General features: G+C 60.4%; 11 protein-coding genes. 10 read left to right on the top strand and 1 reads right to left on the bottom strand.

What is annotated here, in order from left to right:
• Positions 1–217 precede the first annotated feature (217 nt).
• The 9 genes from AB5750_RS00500 to rpsJ all read left to right on the top strand — a co-directional run bounded on the left by AB5750_RS00500 (position 218) and on the right by rpsJ (position 15,072).
• A complete protein-coding gene (locus AB5750_RS00500) occupies positions 218–1,126 on the top strand; it encodes a UTP--glucose-1-phosphate uridylyltransferase (RefSeq protein WP_368145038.1) in 909 nt (302 codons plus the stop codon).
• Between the two features lie 287 nt (positions 1,127–1,413).
• Positions 1,414–4,905: a DNA-directed RNA polymerase subunit beta gene (gene rpoB, locus AB5750_RS00495; RefSeq protein ID WP_199408647.1), complete on the top strand. Its 3,492-nt coding sequence runs from the start codon at positions 1,414–1,416 to the stop codon at positions 4,903–4,905.
• 6 nt (positions 4,906–4,911) lie between these two features.
• Positions 4,912–9,387, top strand: coding sequence for a DNA-directed RNA polymerase subunit beta' (locus AB5750_RS00490; RefSeq protein WP_368145035.1), 4,476 nt, complete (start codon positions 4,912–4,914; stop codon positions 9,385–9,387).
• Between the two features lie 201 nt (positions 9,388–9,588).
• Positions 9,589–10,104, top strand: coding sequence for an RNA polymerase sigma factor (locus AB5750_RS00485; protein ID WP_368145034.1), 516 nt, complete (start codon positions 9,589–9,591; stop codon positions 10,102–10,104).
• Positions 10,058–11,134 (top strand): DUF4179 domain-containing protein, encoded by a 1,077-nt coding sequence (locus tag AB5750_RS00480; RefSeq protein WP_368145033.1) that lies wholly within the window; start codon positions 10,058–10,060, stop codon positions 11,132–11,134. Before AB5750_RS00485 ends, AB5750_RS00480 begins: the two co-directional genes overlap by 47 nt.
• Before the next feature lie 524 nt (positions 11,135–11,658).
• Positions 11,659–12,036 carry a 30S ribosomal protein S12 gene (rpsL, locus tag AB5750_RS00475; RefSeq protein WP_006235012.1) on the top strand — a complete coding sequence of 126 codons (378 nt, stop codon included), beginning with the start codon at positions 11,659–11,661 and terminating at the stop codon, positions 12,034–12,036.
• A gap of 73 nt (positions 12,037–12,109) precedes the next feature.
• Positions 12,110–12,583: a 30S ribosomal protein S7 gene (gene rpsG, locus AB5750_RS00470; RefSeq protein ID WP_006235013.1), complete on the top strand. Its 474-nt coding sequence runs from the start codon at positions 12,110–12,112 to the stop codon at positions 12,581–12,583.
• Between the two features lie 19 nt (positions 12,584–12,602).
• Complete coding sequence (gene fusA / locus AB5750_RS00465) at positions 12,603–14,702, top strand: elongation factor G (protein WP_022094183.1); 2,100 nt, start codon at positions 12,603–12,605, stop codon at positions 14,700–14,702.
• A 61-nt stretch (positions 14,703–14,763) separates the two neighbouring features.
• Complete coding sequence (gene rpsJ, locus AB5750_RS00460) at positions 14,764–15,072, top strand: 30S ribosomal protein S10 (RefSeq protein ID WP_022094184.1); 309 nt, start codon at positions 14,764–14,766, stop codon at positions 15,070–15,072.
• A 116-nt stretch (positions 15,073–15,188) separates the two neighbouring features.
• Here rpsJ and AB5750_RS00455 read toward each other — a convergent pair whose 3' ends face one another.
• Positions 15,189–15,965, bottom strand: coding sequence for a biotin--[acetyl-CoA-carboxylase] ligase (locus AB5750_RS00455; RefSeq protein ID WP_368145032.1), 777 nt, complete (start codon positions 15,963–15,965; stop codon positions 15,189–15,191).
• A gap of 176 nt (positions 15,966–16,141) precedes the next feature.
• On the opposite strand from AB5750_RS00455, the gene AB5750_RS00450 reads away from it, so the two are divergent.
• Positions 16,142–17,101 carry a 3-oxoacyl-ACP synthase III family protein gene (locus tag AB5750_RS00450; RefSeq protein ID WP_368145031.1) on the top strand — a complete coding sequence of 320 codons (960 nt, stop codon included), beginning with the start codon at positions 16,142–16,144 and terminating at the stop codon, positions 17,099–17,101.
• The last annotated feature ends 12 nt before the right edge of the window (positions 17,102–17,113 follow it).

Below are 17,113 nucleotides of genomic sequence, written 5' to 3'. Positions count from 1 at the left end.
AATTGCCGTCGTTTGCGGTGCTTTGGGGTCGCTACCGTTGGGCGATAAAATTGCACCATTCGAGCAATAATTTGCGTTGACCTGCTGAAGAATGGCGCTTGCCTGCATTAACGTTAATTAGCAGCGGTAAGATAATTCGGTATCGCAATTTGGTCTGCGGCCGCCGTGCCGCACGCACAGGGCGCATCCTGCGCCTGCGAAAGGATCCTTGAATAATATGAAGGCAATCATCCCCGCCGCCGGTCTTGGCACGCGTTTTCTGCCTGGCACCAAGTGCACGCCCAAAGAGATGCTGCCGGTTCTCGACAAGCCGGTCATCCAGTATGTCGTCGAGGAGGCGCTCGACCCCGAGGAGGTCGACGACGCCATCATCGTTACCTCGCCCGGCAAGCCCGAGCTGCTGAACTACTTCCAGCCCGACCGTTCGCTCGAGAACCTGCTGCGCGAGCGCGGTAAGGATGCCTACGCCGACGCTGTCGCCCATGCGGGCGGTATGCCGGTCGACTTCCGTTATCAGTACGAGCCCAAGGGCCTCGGTCACGCCATTCGCTCTGCTGCCGACGCTGTGGCAGGGGAGAACTTCCTGGTTCTTCTGGGCGACTACGTTGTGCCTAACCGCGACATCTGCGACAAGATGCTCGCCGTTTCCAAGGAGCACGGTGGCGCTTCGGTTATCGCCGTTGCCGCGTGCGCTCCCGAGGAAGTCAGCCGCTATGGCGTCATCGCCGGCGATCGCGTGGGCTCTCTCGAGGGCTTCGAGAATGCCGCTGACGACGAGCCCGGCGCCGTTTGGCGCATCGGCGGTCTGGTCGAGAAGCCCGCTCCCGAGGCGGCTCCGTCCAACCTGTACATCGTTGGTCGCTACCTGCTGAGCCCGTTGGTCATGGATCTGCTGGCCGATCAGCGGGCCGGTAAGGGCGGCGAGATCCAGCTGACCGACGCCATGGCACGTTCGCTCGATCGCGAGGCCATGTATGCTGTCGTTATCGACCCGCTGTCGGGCTACGATACCGGTACCCCGTCTGGCTGGATGGCCACCAACGCCCTCATGGCTGCAAGCGATCCCCGCTTTGCCGGCGCCTTCTGGGACGCCATCGACGAGCGCGGCGGATTGATGCGCAAGTAAGCCTTCGGACATCGACATTTACGGGCGCGGACCTCGGTTCGCGCCCGTTTTTTATAAGAGCTGCGATTTCCGGCTCTCTGTTCACAGAAAATATATGAACATATGTTCGATACACATACATCTACCTGCGTGTTTTCTGTCGAAAAACTTTGCTACTCCAAAAACTCAATCACGTCAAGGCTTTTCTTGCTCAACGGTCGGTACCTGATAAACTATTATGTTGCGATAACTGGCGAAGCTATGCCTCGCCAATCCACCGAGCATTTCCGTGAAGGAGGAAAAACCTGGTGACCTACGCATACACTGCCACTGAGCGCAAGCGCGTCAGCTTCGGGAAAATCCCGGAGGCCATGGAGCTCCCCAACCTTATCTCTGTTCAAAGGGAATCCTTTGAGCGTTTTAAGGACGAGGGCCTTCGTGAGGCGTTCAAGGAATCCAGCCCCATCCAGAGCCAGAACCATGTTCTCGAGGTTACCTTCGGCGAGCATCAGTTCGGCGATCCCGCGCACACCGTCGAGGAGTGCCGCGAGAAGGACATGACCTATCAGGCTCCGCTTCTGACCGACGTCCGTCTCACTAACAAGGAGACCGGTGAGATCAAGGAGCAGCTCGTCTTTATGGGCGACTTCCCCATGATGACCGATCAGGGCACCTTCATCATCAACGGTACCGAGCGTATCGTCGTCTCGCAGCTCGTCCGTTCCCCGGGCGTGTACTACAGCTCCGAGATGGATTCGGGCAAGCAGATCTACAAGGCTCAGATCATCCCGTCCCGCGGTGCCTGGCTTGAGTTTGAGGTCGACAAGCGCGACCAGCTCATGGTCTCCATCGACCGTAAGCGCAAGCAGAGCGCCACGATGTTCCTGCGCGCCCTTGGCATCGCCGTCACCAACGACGACATCATCGAGCTGCTCGGCAATTCCGATGTGATCAAGCGCACCCTGGAGCGCGACACCGCCCTCACCCGCGAGGACGCCCTCATCGAGATCTACCGTCGCCTGCGTCCGGGCGAGCCTCCCACTGTGGATGCTTCCCGCAGCCTGCTCGAGGGCCTGCTCTTTAACCCGCAGCGCTACGATCTGGCCCGCGTCGGTCGCTACAAGGTCAACAAGAAGCTCAATCTCACCACCGAGGAAGAGGTCACGGTGCTCACCGACGAGGATATCGTCGCGACGCTGCGCTACCTCCTGTCCCTCGCTGCCGGCGAGCAGGGCTTCAAGGTCGACGACATCGACCACTTCGGCAACCGCCGCATCCGTACCGTCGGCGAGCTCGTCGCCAACCAGTTCCGTATCGGCATGAGCCGTATGGAGCGCGTCGTCCGTGAGCGCATGAGCTCCCAGGACATCGACGAGATCACCCCGCAGTCGCTCATCAACATCCGCCCGATCGTGGCCTCCATCAAGGAGTTCTTCGGTTCCTCGCAGCTCTCGCAGTTCATGGACCAGGCGAACCCCCTGACCGGTCTGACCCACAAGCGCCGTCTGTCCGCACTCGGCCCTGGTGGTCTTGCCGGCCACAAGTCCGGCTCCAGCCGCCGCACCAACGTGCCGACGGCCGTCCGCGACGTTCACAATTCGCACTACAGCCGCATGTGCCCGATCGAGACCCCCGAAGGCCCCAACATCGGCCTGATCGGCTCGCTCGCCCTCTACGCCCGCGTCAACGAGTATGGCTTCATCGAGGCCCCGTTCCGCCGCGTCGAGAACGGCGTTGCCACCGACCAGATCGACTGGATGACCGCTGACGAGGAAGAGAAGCACGTCATCGCGCCGGCCAACACGCCGCTCGATCCCAAGACCAACGAGTTCATCACGACCGATGCCGAGGGTAAGATCGTCCGTCCGCACACCGTGATCGCCCGTACCCGCGACTTCGACGGCTCCTTCGGCGCTCCCGCCGACGTGCCCGTCGAGGACGTCGACTACATGGACGTCTCGCCGCGTCAGATGCTCTCCGTCGCAGCCACGCTGATCCCGTTCCTTGAGCACGATGACGCCAAGCGTACGCTGATGGGCGCCAACATGCAGCGTCAGGCCGTGCCGCTGGTTCACCCCGCCGCTCCCTATGTCGGTACCGGCATGGAGCGTCGCGCCGCTCTGGACTCCGGCGAGGTCACCCTGGCCAAGAACGCCGGCGAGGTCATCTTTGCCGACGCCGCCAAGATCATCGTCAAGCATGCCGGCGGCATGGACGAGTACCACCTGGCCAAGTACCAGCGCTCCAACCAGTCCACCTGCATCAACCACCGTCCGCTCGTTCGCGTTGGTGACACCGTTGAGCAGGGCGAGCCTCTGGCCGACGGTCCTTCGACCGATCACGGCGAGCTCGCACTGGGTCAGAACCTCACCGTGGCCTACATGCCGTGGGAAGGCTTTAACTACGAGGACGGTATCGTCGTGTCCGAGCGCCTGGTGGCCGAGGACCTGCTGACGACCATCAACATCACCCGTCACGAGATCGACGCCCGCGACACCAAGCTCGGCCCCGAGGAGATCACCCGCGAGATCCCGAACCTCTCCGAGGACATGCTTGCCAACCTCGACGAGGACGGCATCATCCGCATCGGCGCCGAGGTCGGCCCTGGCGACATCTTGGTCGGCAAGGTCACGCCTAAGGGCGAGAGCGCTCTGACCGCCGAGGAGCGCCTGCTGCGCGCCATCTTCGGTGCCAAGGCCCACGACGTCCGCGACACCTCCCTTAAGATGCCTCACGGCGCTTACGGCCGCGTCATCGACGTCGTCCGCTTTAGCCGCGAGAACGGCGACGACCTGGCCCCCGGCGTCAACGAGCAGGTGCGCGTCTACGTCGCCCAGCGTCGTAAGATCCAGCAGGGCGATAAGATCGCCGGCCGCCACGGCAACAAGGGTGTTATTTGTAACGTTCTGCCGGTCGAGGACATGCCCTACATGGCTGACGGTACCCCGATCGACGTTATCCTCAACCCGCTGGGCGTTCCTTCGCGTATGAACGTCGGCCAGCTGCTCGAGTGCCACCTTGGCTGGGCTGCTGCCTGCGGTTGGGATACCGAGCAGGCCGACTCCGACAAGTACGTCCCCGGTCCGTTCTTCACCGCCACGCCCGTCTTCGACGGCGCCAAGGAGGACGAGATCGCCGAGGTCATCCGTCGTGCCAACAAGAACATGCTCAACAAGGCCACCGCTGCCTTTGGCGATCACATGCGCCCCGAGTTCGTCACCCAGCTTGACGAGCGCGGCAAGACCCGTCTGTTCGACGGCCGCACCGGCGAGGAGTTCCGCGAGCCCATTACCGTGGGTACGTCCTACATCCTCAAGCTCGGCCACATGGTCGACGACAAGATCCACGCCCGTTCGACCGGCCCTTACAGCCTGGTTACCCAGCAGCCTCTGGGCGGCAAGGCTCAGTTCGGCGGCCAGCGCTTCGGCGAGATGGAAGTTTGGGCACTGTACGCTTACGGTGCTTCCAACGTCCTGCAGGAGATCCTGACCGTCAAGTCCGACGATACCGTGGGCCGCGTCAAGACCTACGAGTCCATCGTCAAGGGCGAGAACGTTCCTGTCCCGGGTATCCCTGAGTCCTTCAAGGTTCTCGTCAAGGAGATTCGCTCCCTCGCACTGGACATCGAGCCCATGCACGATGCCGACGAGGACGCCTCCGCACCTGTGACCGCCGAGGAGACCTCTGCTCTCGACGACCTGGCTGCGCTCGCCGGCGTTGACGCCGACGTCGAGGCCCAGGATGCCGAGACCGCCGAGGCACCCGAGGCTGTCGCCGCCACGACCACTGATAAGGAGTAGTTGACTGTGGCAGATTTCGAAGCTACTGATTTTGACTCGGTAAAGATCTCCCTTGCCTCCGCCGACCAGATCCGTTCCTGGTCGCACGGTGAGGTCAAGAAGCCGGAGACCATCAATTACCGTACCCTCAAGCCCGAGAAGGACGGCCTGTTCTGCGAGAAGATCTTCGGTCCCGCCAAGGACTGGGAGTGCTCCTGCGGCAAGTACAAGGGCATCCGCTTTAAGGGCATCGTCTGCGAGCGCTGCGGCGTCGAGGTCACCTCGGCCAAGGTGCGTCGCGACCGCATGGGCCACATCGAGCTCGCCGCTCCCGTGTCCCACATCTGGTACTTCAAGAGCCCCACGAGCTTCCCGATGAGCCGTATGCTCGACATCAAGTCCAAGGACCTCGAGAAGGTTCTGTACTTTGCCAGCTACATCATCACCGAGGTCGACTACGAGGCTCGCGAGGCCGACGCTGACGACCTGCGCGAGGAGCTCGCCGCCGATCTGGAAGAGATCGATGCCGAGTGCGCCCGCCAGATCGAGTCCCTCAAGGAGCAGGGCAACCCCGAGAACTTCGACGAGTTCTCCGACGAGGAGCCGCTGACCCCCGAGGAGATCGCCTCCGGCATCGTCGACATCGAGGAAGAGTGCAAGGACGAGAAGCAGCTCCGTACGGACGCCTTCAACGCCTTCATGAAGCTCACCGAGCGCGACCTCATTTCCGATGAGCCGCTGTTCCGCGAGATGACCCGTTACTACTCCATGTACTTCAAGGGTGGTATGGGTGCCGAGGCCGTTCGCGACCTGCTCGCTGCCATCGACCTCCCCTCCGAGGCCGAGAAGCTCAAGGCCATCATCGCCGACGAGGACTCCCAGAAGCAGAAGCGCGAGAAGGCCGTCAAGCGCCTTGAGGTCGTTGACGCCTTCCTGAAGGGCGGCAACAGCCCCGCGAACATGATCCTGGACGTCATCCCGGTCATTCCGCCCGATCTGCGCCCGATGGTCCAGCTCGACGGCGGCCGCTTCGCCGCGTCCGACCTCAACGACCTGTATCGTCGCGTGATCAACCGTAACAACCGACTCAAGCGCCTGCTCGACCTGGACGCCCCTGCGATCATCGTGAACAACGAGAAGCGCATGCTCCAGGAGTCCGTGGACGCCCTGTTCGACAACGGCCGTCGTGGTCGCCCGGTCTCTGGCCGTGGCGGTCGCCCGCTCAAGTCGCTCGCCGAGGCCCTCAAGGGCAAGCAGGGTCGTTTCCGTCAGAACCTGCTGGGTAAGCGTGTCGACTACTCCGGCCGTTCGGTAATCGTTACCGACCCCAAGCTGCTGCTGCACCAGTGCGGTCTGCCCAAGACCATGGCGCTGGAGCTCTTCAAGCCCTTCGTCATGAAGCGCCTGGTCGAGCTTGGCAAGGTCGAGAACATCAAGGGCGCCAAGCGCGCTATCGACCGCGGTGCCACCTTTGTGTGGGACATCCTCGAAGAGGTCATCGACGGCCGCGTCGTGCTGCTCAACCGTGCACCGACCCTGCACCGTCTGTCCATCCAGGCCTTTGAGCCGGTGCTGGTCGAGGGCAAGGCTATCCACCTGCATCCGCTGGTCTGCTCGCCCTTCAACGCCGACTTCGACGGCGACCAGATGTCTGTCCACGTGCCGCTGTCCAGCCAGGCTCAGGCCGAGGCCCGCGTGCTCATGCTCTCTGCGAACAACCTGCGCTCGCCGGCATCCGGCAAGCCGGTCAACATCCCTTCGCAGGACATGATCATCGGTGTGTACTACCTCACCCAGGTTCGCGAGGGTCTGCCGGGCGAGAACCACGTGTTCGCCAGCTTCGACGACGCGCTGCACGCCTATGACTGCCGCTCCGAGGTCGACATGCAGGCCAAGATCCAGGTCCGCGTGTCCGCTGCCGATGCCAACGTCATCAACGAGGACGGCACCCGTATCTTCCGCGTCAAGAACGGCAAGAACGAGTTTGTCGACTACGACGTCACCGGCAACAAGACCGCGCGCTTCGAGACCTCTATCGGCCGCATCATCTTCAACCGCCAGTGCCTGCCCGAAGACTATGAGTTCATGAACTACAAGATGGTCAAGGGCGACGTGGCCAAGCTGGTTGCGGACTGCTGCGATCGTTACCCCGAGGCCAAGGTCGGCCCGATCCTCGACGCCATCAAGTACTCCGGCTTCCACTACGCTACCCGCGCCGGCCTCACCATCTCGGTGTGGGACGCTCTCATCCCTGCCGAGAAGCAGGAGCTGCTCGATCGCGCCCAGGCCAACGTCGACCAGATCAACGAGTACTTCGAGGAGGGCTTCATCAACGAGACGGAGCGCCACATCGAAGTCGTTAACGAGTGGACCGCTTGTACCGATAAGGTCGCAGCGCTCATGCTCGACATGTTCGACGAGGAGAACCCGCTGTACATGATGGCCGACTCCGGCGCCCGTGGTTCTAAGACCCAGCTGCGTCAGCTCGGCGGCATGCGTGGCCTGATGGCGGACATGTCCGGCGAGACGATCGACCTTCCCATTAAGGCGAACTTCCGCGAGGGTCTGCTGCCGCTCGAGTACTTCATTTCGACCTACGGCGCCCGTAAGGGCCTGGTCGATACCGCATCCCACACCTCGGACTCTGGTTATCTGACCCGTCGTCTGGTCGACGTGGCCCAGGACGTCATCGTCCGCGAGGAGGACTGCGGTACGCACGAGGGCGTCACCTACAACCTCATCATCCCCGGCACCACCGACCTCAACACCGACCTCGTCGGCCGTTGCTTCATTGAGGACGTCGTGGCCCCCGATGGCACCGTGCTCTTTGAGCAGGACGGCTACATCGAGAAGGTCGCCGACATCCAGAAGATGGTCGATGCCGGCCTTAAGAAGGTCAAGCTTCGCGCGCTGCTCACCTGCCGCTCCAAGTACGGCGTGTGCCAGAAGTGCTACGGCTGGGATCTTTCCACCCGTCGCCCGGTCGCTATCGGTACTGCCGTCGGCATTATTGCTGCCCAGTCCATCGGCGAGCCCGGTACGCAGCTTACGATGCGTACCATTCACTCCGGCGGCGTCGCTGGCGTCGACGATATTACGCAGGGTCTGCCTACGGTCAGCCGTATGTTCGATATCGTCGGCAACGTCAACGAGAAGATTCTGGGTCGCGAGGCCGAGCTGGCTCCGTACTCCGGTCACCTCTCGATTAAGCCCGAGAAGTCCGAGTACGTGCTGACGCTCACCGACTCCGAGGATCACACCCGTGTCCTCGACGAGCGTCGCGTCCCCGCTTCGGTGCGCTTCATGCCTGAGATCGAGGACGGCTGCGAGGTTCGCGCCGGCGACCAGATCACCAAGGGCTTCGTCAACTTCCGCAACCTGCGCAAGCTGACCGACATCGAGTCGACGATGCACACCTTCGTCGAGAGCGTCAAGGACGTCTACACCAGCCAGGGCGTCGACCTGAACGACAAGCACATCGAGGTGCTCGCACGTCAGATGCTGCGTCGCGTTCAGATCACCAACCCCGGCGACTCCAAGTACCTGCTTGGTCAGTACGTCGACCGCTACGAGTTCGCCGACGAGGTCGAGCGCGTTGCCCGTCTGGGCGGTCAGGCTCCTGTGGCCGAGCCCGTCATCCTGGGTACGCTCAAGGTCGCGTCCAACATCGACTCCTGGCTGTCGAGCGCTTCGTTCATCCGTACCGCCGGTGTCCTTACCGAGGCTGCCATCGAGGGCAAGGTCGACCACCTGCTCGACCTTAAGTCCAACGTCATCGTCGGTAAGAAGATCCCGGCTGGTACCGGCCTCAAGCCGTACGCCAACGCCAAGCTGACGTATCGCACGGCCGACGGCTACGTGGACATCGACGGCCCGGCTTCGCCTAACGCCAAGTCGCTGCCCGAGTGGGCTCCGGTTGAGCTCAAGGACCTGGACGAGCAGCTCCCGCAGCAGCTCGACTGGGCCGGCTACGACGAGTTCGGTGGTGCTGACGGTTCGTTCACCCGCAACGGCCACACCATCTCCGCCGAGAAGGCTCGCCTGTACCTGTTCGACGACCTGGGCGTGTCGCAGCGCTGGACCAACAAGTTCAGCGAGGTCGGCATCGAGACGGTCGGCGACCTGGTCGGCAAGTCCGAGGAAGATCTGCTGCGCATCGATGGTATCGGTGCCAAGGCAATCGAGGAGCTCCGTGACGGCCTGGAGGCCCACGACCTGCTCTACATCCTCGAGAACAACGACGACGTTGCCGACGAGGAAGACCTCTCGCAGCTGCTGCAGATGGTCTTTAGCCCCGACGGTCCGGACGATATCCTGCTGGGTACCTCCGCTCCGACGCATCACGCCGACGCCGACGAGGAGCTCCTGGGCGCCCCGATCGACGACAAGAAGGCTCCCGCCAACGGTGCCATCAACGAGGACATGGCGTCCCTCGACGAGCTGCTCAACCAGCTCGTGGACACCGACGACGCCGAAGAGGCCAAGGACAACGACGAGGAGTAATTTCCTAGTACGTTAACCGTCCTTCCAAAGACCCGTTTCCCAACAGGGAAGCGGGTCTTTTTTGTTGAAGAAAACCTGCCAAAAGGGGATAGGTTTATTTTGGTAGGTTATTCCTGCTTGAATTTGAAACATTTCGTTCGGTCAAAGCGTATCTATGGTGAGGGCCTCAGCAAGAATCATTAACGTCACCGGGAGGTGATTATGGAAGAACAAGCATTTAGACAGGCGGTCGAGGATCACCGTGATGTCGTGTTTCGAATCGCATTGACGTACCTGCGCGATCGTGCCGATGCCGACGATATTGCCCAGGATGTCTTTCTTAAGTTGCTTAAAAGCGATGGACACTTTGAAAGTTGGGAACATCTTCGCCGCTGGCTTATCCGGGTCACGATCAATGAATGTAAATCGCTCTTTCGAAAGCCATGGAGGCGTGTGGAGGATATTGAGAACCTGGCCGATTCGCTTTCGGCGGCGCAGGATGAGACCAAGGCGGTCCTGTCAGACGTTATGCGACTTCCGGAGCGATTCCGTGTTCCCATCGTGCTCTATTACTATCTGGGCTTTTCGACCCAAGAGATTGCCGAGTTACTGCATGTGCCAGCCGCGACCGTTCGAACGCGTTTAGCTCGTGGTCGATCGAAGCTCAAGTTCATCCTAGAGGAGGGCGACCGTGAAATCCAACCAAATCAAGCAGGCCTTCGAGTCCGTCCAAGCTGATAGCGATCTTGCAGATCGCGTCCTTAATACCGCTGCGGGTGAGTCGCTTCATCGAAAGGGCCACGCGAAGCCTCTCTATGTTGCCGTAATCGGATGTCTCGCTGGAGTTTTGGCGACTGGAGGGGTCGCCTACGCCGTTGTCAATTCCAGATATTTTGCCTCAGCCTGGGGAAACCATGGCAACGGGGTTTCCATTACCTGGACCAACGGCGGCTCATCGGGGGCTAAATACACCTACACCAGAGAGTTTGGTGACGGCATTGCGCCCCAAAGCCTGGAGGGCACGGTCCAGAAGGTTAATCTGTCCGTCGAGGGTAACGGCTATACACTTGATATCCATGAGATGGCAATCGACCAAAACGGCTGCGGAGCCGTGACGTTTACGTTGTCCAATCCAAATGGAGTTAACTACTACAAGCCAGCAGCAGAGATTGGCGAACTTGTTCTCTATGGTGAAGAAGAGCAGGGCATCGGCACGCCCGATATGAAGTTCGGCGAGGAATGGCCTGACACACGCAGCACAATTGATAAGGACACATCAAGCGATACTGTCATTAATGGCACGATGTACTTTGCCGCTATGGATCGCGAGCGAGATTTGCAACATGCTGTCACCTGGAATATCCATTGGACCGAGGGTGAAGGTGAGAGTGCGAGGCGGTTTGAGGCGTCGACACCCGAGTTCAATATTGGAGCGTACGTCGATACAAAGGAACTCCGCTCCGGTGACTCGCCTCTTGAGATTAGCCCGTTTTCCATCCAGACGCACATCGATGATTTGGGCTATGAAGCAGTTGATAATAAGCTGACCGTCAGCTACAAGGATGGATCGGAGCAGATTATCGAAGATGACGACGCAGGGGTGTTCAACTTATATTTTTCTTATGGGCGCAATAGCGGAGAGAACATCTGGGTGCCAACGAAGTTGATTGATGTCGATCAAGTTGTCTCGGTAACCCTTGAAATTGTGAGGTATACATCAACAGGGGAGACCGAAACGAAAGAGCCCTTTACCATCGTCTATTCGTAAGATTTGGGGTCGCTTCCTACTAGGGGAAGCGGCCTCTTTTGCGTTAAATGGAAACACCGCCGATTTCCATGCGACAGATGAGAGCAGATCACCGCTGGAGCGCGACGTTTCCCCAGATAAAACCGACCAAAATAAACCTGTCCCTTTTTGGCAGGTAGCGTTGCCTCGACGAGCATGTCGGATTCCCGGACCGGGCGGCCTGCGGTTTAAGTTTGTCGCGAGTTCCGCACGAGCCGGAGGCCACTTAATGTGGCCTCCGTGCGAGCCAGGACTGTAGAGCAGCAAACTTAAACCGCAGGCCGCCCGGGCCGGGAATCCGCCCATGCGCACAGGAGGGGATCCCTTTTGTGTAGGGTTTGCGGAAATGTGCCTATTTTGGGATACGCCCGGCGGCGTGGTCTGTTGACGGCACAGCTAACGCCACGTATCCTATCGAACTGCGTGTTTCGTAGGGGGATGCTGACCCCTCGATTCAAGCCGTTGCACTTTACAGAAAGCTGGAATCATTCGAGAAGGAGTACGCTTTGCCTACTATTAACCAGCTGGTTCGCCAGGGCCGTCGTTCCGTGCCCAAGAAGTCCAAGAACGCTGCTCTGCAGCACAACTCCCAGAAGCGCGGCGTGTGCACCCGCGTCTTCACCACGAGCCCCAAGAAGCCGAACTCGGCTCTTCGTAAGGTTGCCCGTGTTCGCCTTGTCAACGGCATCGAAGTTACTGCTTACATCCCGGGTGAGGGCCACAACCTGCAGGAGCACTCCATCGTGCTCGTCCGCGGCGGTCGTGTCCGTGACCTCCCTGGTGTCCGTTATCACGTCATCCGTGGCGCCTACGACGCTGCTCCGGTCCAGAACCGTATGCAGGCCCGTTCCAAGTACGGTGCTAAGCGCCCCAAGGCCAAATAAGCCAGATAACGTTTTGATACTTTCGCCGTGTGCCGCCTAAGCGCCGCACGGTAGACACTTAAGGAGATTTCACATGCCGCGTCGTGCAGCAGCTAATCGTCGTGAGGTTCAGCCTGACGCCGTTTACAACAACCGCCTGGTGACTCAGCTCATCAACAAGGTCCTTCTTGACGGCAAGAAGGCCACCGCTGAGCGCATCGTTTACACCGCTTTCGAGATCGTTGCCGAGAAGTCCGAGGGTGGCGACGCTCTCGCTACCTTCAAGAAGGCTATGGACAACGTCAAGCCCACGCTCGAGGTTAAGCCCAAGCGTGTCGGTGGCGCTACCTATCAGGTCCCGATGGAGGTCAACTCCCGTCGTTCCACCGCTCTGGGTATCCGCTGGATCGTCAACTTCTCCCGCGCTCGCAAGGAGAAGACCATGGCCGAGCGTCTCGCTAACGAGATCCTCGACGCTTCCAACGGCCTGGGCGCTTCCGTCAAGAAGCGTGAGGACGTCTTCAAGATGGCCGAGGCCAACCGCGCGTTCTCTCACTATCGTTGGTAAGTTAAGGTAAGGAACTAACATGGCTAAGCCTAAGTACAAGCTTTCCGATACCCGTAACATCGGCATCATGGCCCACATCGATGCCGGTAAGACCACCACGACCGAGCGTATTCTTTACTACACCGGTAAGACCCACAAGATCGGTGAGGTCCATGAGGGCGCTGCCACCATGGACTGGATGGTTCAGGAGCAGGAGCGCGGCGTAACCATTACCTCCGCTGCTACCACGTGCTTCTGGAACAAGGACGGTAAGGACTACCGCATCCAGATCATCGACACCCCGGGCCACGTTGACTTCACCGCCGAGGTCGAACGCTGCCTGCGCGTCCTCGATGGTGCTGTCGCCGTCTTCGACGCCGTTGCCGGCGTTCAGCCCCAGTCTGAGACCGTTTGGCGTCAGGCTTCTACCTTCAACGTCCCCCGCATCGCCTTCATCAACAAGTATGACCGCGTGGGCGCTGACTTCTTCAACGCTATCGAGACCATGAAGGATCGTCTCGACGCCAATGCTGTGGCCGCTCAGGTCCCGATGGGCGCCGAGGACAACTTCTGGGGCGTCATCGACCTCGTTACCATGACTGCATGGGACTTCAAGGCCGACGAGAAGGGTATGACCTACCCCGAGCCGATGGACGAGATCCCGGCCGAGTTTGCCGACATTGCTGCCACCAAGCGCGAGGAGCTCCTCGACGCTGCTGCCAGCTTTGACGACGAGCTCATGGAGAAGATCCTCATGGAGGAGGACTTCACCGTCGAGGAGCTTAAGGCCGCTCTGCGCAAGGGCGTTCTGGCCAACGAGCTCAACCTCGTCTTCGTGGGCTCCGCCTACAAGAACAAGGGCGTTCAGGAGCTGCTCGACGCTGTCGTCGACTACCTGCCCAGCCCGCTCGACGTTGAGGCCGTCACCGGTACCGATCCGGACACCGGCGAGGAGATCCAGCGTCATCCTTCCTTCGACGAGCCCTTCTCCGGCCTGGTCTTCAAGATCATGACCGACCCGTTCGTCGGTAAGCTCACCTACGTCCGCGTTTACTCCGGCCGCGCCGAGTCCGGCTCCTACGTTGTTAACGCTTCCAACGGTCAGCGCGAGCGCCTCGGCCGCATCCTCGAGATGAACGCCGCCGAGCGTATCGACCGTGACGACGCTGCCGCCGGCGACATTGTCGCTTGCGTCGGCTTCAAGAACTCCACCACCGGCGACACCCTGTGCGCCGAGGGCAAGGAGATCGTCCTCGAGAAGATCGAGTTCGCTAAGCCCGTTATCGACGTTGCCATCGAGCCCAAGACCAAGGCCGAGCAGGACAAGATGTCCCTGGCTCTGACCAAGCTCGCCGAGGAGGACCCGACCTTCCAGGTGTCCACCAACCACGAGACCGGCCAGACCATCATCGCCGGCATGGGCGAGCTGCACCTCGAGATCATCGTCGACCGTCTGCTCCGTGAGTTCAAGGTTGACGCTAACGTTGGTAAGCCCCAGGTTGCCTACCGCGAGACCGCTGGTCACGACGTCGAGAAGGCTGAGGGCAAGTTCGTCCGTCAGTCCGGCGGTCGCGGTCAGTACGGCCACGCCGTCATCAAGCTCGAGAAGATGGAGGAGGGCTTCGGCTACGAGTTCGTCAACGCTATCGTCGGCGGCGTCGTGCCCAAGGAGTACATCCCGTCCATCGACAAGGGCATCCAGGAGGCCCTGAACACCGGTGTTATCGCCGGCTTCCCGGTCCTCGACGTTAAGGTCACCCTGTTCGACGGTTCTTACCACGAGGTCGACTCCTCCGAGGCCGCCTTCAAGATCGCCGGTTCCATGGCTATCAAGGACGCCCTCAAGAAGTCCGACCCGCAGCTGCTCGAGCCGATCATGGCTGTCGAGGTCGAGACCCCCGAGCAGTACATGGGCGACGTTATGGGCAACCTCTCCGGTCGCCGCGGCAAGATCGAGGGCATGGAGGATCGCAAGAACAGTAAGCTCATCCGTGCCAAGGTGCCGCTGGGCGAGATGTTCGGTTACGCTACCGACCTTCGCTCCCAGACCCAGGGCCGTGCATCCTACACGATGCAGTTCGACTCTTATGAGCCTGCGCCCAAGTCCATCGTGGACGAGGTCATGAGCAAGAACGCCTAAGTTCGAGCTCCCTGTTACGTAATCCTGCGAGAACATCTCTCGCACTCTTTGGAGGTTTAAGTTGGCTACCCAGAAGATCCGCATTCGCCTCAAGGGCTATGATCACGAGGTCGTCGATCAGTCCGCGAAGCTCATCGTCGAGACCGCTCAGAAGACCGGCGCTCGCGTTTCCGGTCCTGTCCCCCTGCCCACCGAGCGCAACCTGTACACGGTTATCCGCTCGCCGCACGTGAACAAGGACTCCCGTGAGCAGTTCGAGATGCGCACCCACAAGCGCCTCATCGACATCCTCGACCCCACCTCGGGCACCGTTGATTCGCTCATGCGTCTCGACCTCCCCGCTGGCGTCGACATCGACATCAAGCTCTAAGCGATATCGCTCATAGCTTAAAGGGCCCCGCTGCCGTTACGGTAGCGGGGCCCTTTTGTTTTGAGTTTAGATTTTGGGATAGCGAATTCGTCTGCCGAGCCGACGGCTGCGGCGCCCTATTCGCTCAGGGGGCGCAAGGATGCTTCTTCGAAGTGGAAGACGCACAAGCCGCTCTCGGTCTCAATGCATGCGCGGCCGCAATCGTCGACCGTTCTAAATATGCCTCGTGCCAGCTCGTCTCCAGCGGGGGAGCGGGCGATAACGTGCTCCCCGATCCAATTGAGGTGACCGACATAGTCATCGCGGACGGGCGCGAGCGGTCCGGCGTCTTCTTCCATGGCGTTGAGGCGTTCTGCCCACGCATCTACAGCGTTCACGACTGCGTGATAGACCTCATCGAGGAGCATGTCGACGGCAGGAACGTTTTCGTTAAGGTCCGAGAGACCGATTGCGGGCAGGCCGCCATCGGGAACCTCCGCGGGCACATAGTTCACGTTGACGCCGATGCCACAGACCGCAAAGGGGCTGCCTTCGTTATCGCGTGCGGCCTCGACCAGAATGCCGCCGAGCTTGCGTCCTCGCGCGACAAGGTCGTTGGGCCATTTAAGGCGAATCTCGTTTGCAAGACCCTGCTTTTCGAGTGCTTCGAGCACCGCTAGGCCGCTGACGGCGGCAAGACCAGAGAACTTTGCAGGATTAACGCATGGGCGCAGGACAAGCGAAAGCAATAAGTTGCCGACGGTTGAGTCCCACTTGTGCCCGCGCCGGCCGCGCCCTGCTGTTTGAGCCCGGGCGGCAAGTCCTGTGCCGTGCGGCGCTCCCTGTTTTCCTGCTTCGAGCAGGTCATCGTTGGTCGATCCGGTTACGTCGACTATCGTTAAACGAGAATCCATAACAGCTGCTACCTCCTAAGTAAATAAGGCAATCGCGCAATGGTGTCGAGAGATAGACACAATGTGAAGCCTTTGTCGCATTTGGACAATTTAATGTTAACACGTCAACAAAGACTGAAATGCGTTATCCTCTCTTGGTCGATGTAAACACGTCAACAACTCAAAGGAGGTTAGTGATGGGTTTCACGATTCTTGGAACAGGCTCGGCGCTTCCTGAGCGCAGCGTTTCCAATGACGAGCTGTCTGAGTTCCTCGATACCTCGGATGAGTGGATTTTTACTCGCACAGGTATCAAGAGCCGCCACGTCTGCACCACCGAGTCACTTGACGACCTTGCCGTAGCGGCGAGCGAGCGGGCACTCCAGGTGTCCGGAATCGACGCGAGCCAGCTGGATCTGATCGTCTGCTCGACGACGACGGGTGACCACCTTGTTCCCGCCGAGGCGTGTGCCGTTGCTGAGCGACTTGGCGCGACGTGCCCTGCCTTCGATGTCTCGGCGGCTTGTGCCGGCTTCGTATTTGCGCTCGATGTCGCCGAGGGCTATATCGCCCGCAGCCGTGCCGAGCGCGTGCTTGTTGTTGCTGCCGAGCAGATGACGCGCGCGCTCGACTGGACCGACCGTGCCACCTGCGTGCTTTTTGGCGATGGGGCAGGCGCCGCAGTGATTGAAGCTGGGGGAGACAACCCCCTTGCCGTTGAGCTTTCGACGGCGCCCGACGTCGAGACGTTGCGCGTTCCCGGTCTGGTCGGTACCTCGCCGTTTAGGGCTTCCGCAGATAGCGCGAGCGTGCTGTCCATGAACGGCCGCCGCGTGTTCAAGTTCGGCGTCAACGCCATCTGCGACACGGTCCATAAGCTTGCGATCGATGCGGGCATTTTGGTCGAAGACATCGATCATTTTGTATTCCATCAGGCTAACGAACGAATCCTGAGCCAGGCGGTCAAGCGCCTGGGCGTGCCGGACGAGCGCGTGGTTCGCACGTTGCGCGAGACCGGCAACATTTCGAGCGCATGCATTCCGCTTGCCCTCGACCGGCTGGCAAACGCCGGTGCACTTCACACAGGCGACACCATCGTCTTGGTTGGATTTGGCGCCGGTCTGGATATAGGTGGCTATCTGCTTCGTTGGAAGTAGTCGCACATAGGA

This window comes from Collinsella aerofaciens, from assembly GCF_040926185.1.
In the GTDB taxonomy this organism is placed as follows: Bacteria; Actinomycetota; Coriobacteriia; order Coriobacteriales; family Coriobacteriaceae; genus Collinsella; species Collinsella aerofaciens_BC.
Note: the sequence above shows the minus strand (reverse complement) of the source record. Positions and strands in the feature narration are given on the sequence as shown.

Coding starts and splice junctions, on each gene's coding strand:
- AB5750_RS00500 (WP_368145038.1), top strand. CDS start 218: ATGAAGGCAATCATCCCCGCCGCCGGTCTTGGCACGCGTTTTCTGCCT.
- AB5750_RS00455 (WP_368145032.1), bottom strand. CDS start 15,965: ATGGATTCTCGTTTAACGATAGTCGACGTAACCGGATCGACCAACGAT.
- rpsG (WP_006235013.1), top strand. CDS start 12,110: ATGCCGCGTCGTGCAGCAGCTAATCGTCGTGAGGTTCAGCCTGACGCC.
- fusA (WP_022094183.1), top strand. CDS start 12,603: ATGGCTAAGCCTAAGTACAAGCTTTCCGATACCCGTAACATCGGCATC.
- AB5750_RS00485 (WP_368145034.1), top strand. CDS start 9,589: ATGGAAGAACAAGCATTTAGACAGGCGGTCGAGGATCACCGTGATGTC.
- AB5750_RS00450 (WP_368145031.1), top strand. CDS start 16,142: ATGGGTTTCACGATTCTTGGAACAGGCTCGGCGCTTCCTGAGCGCAGC.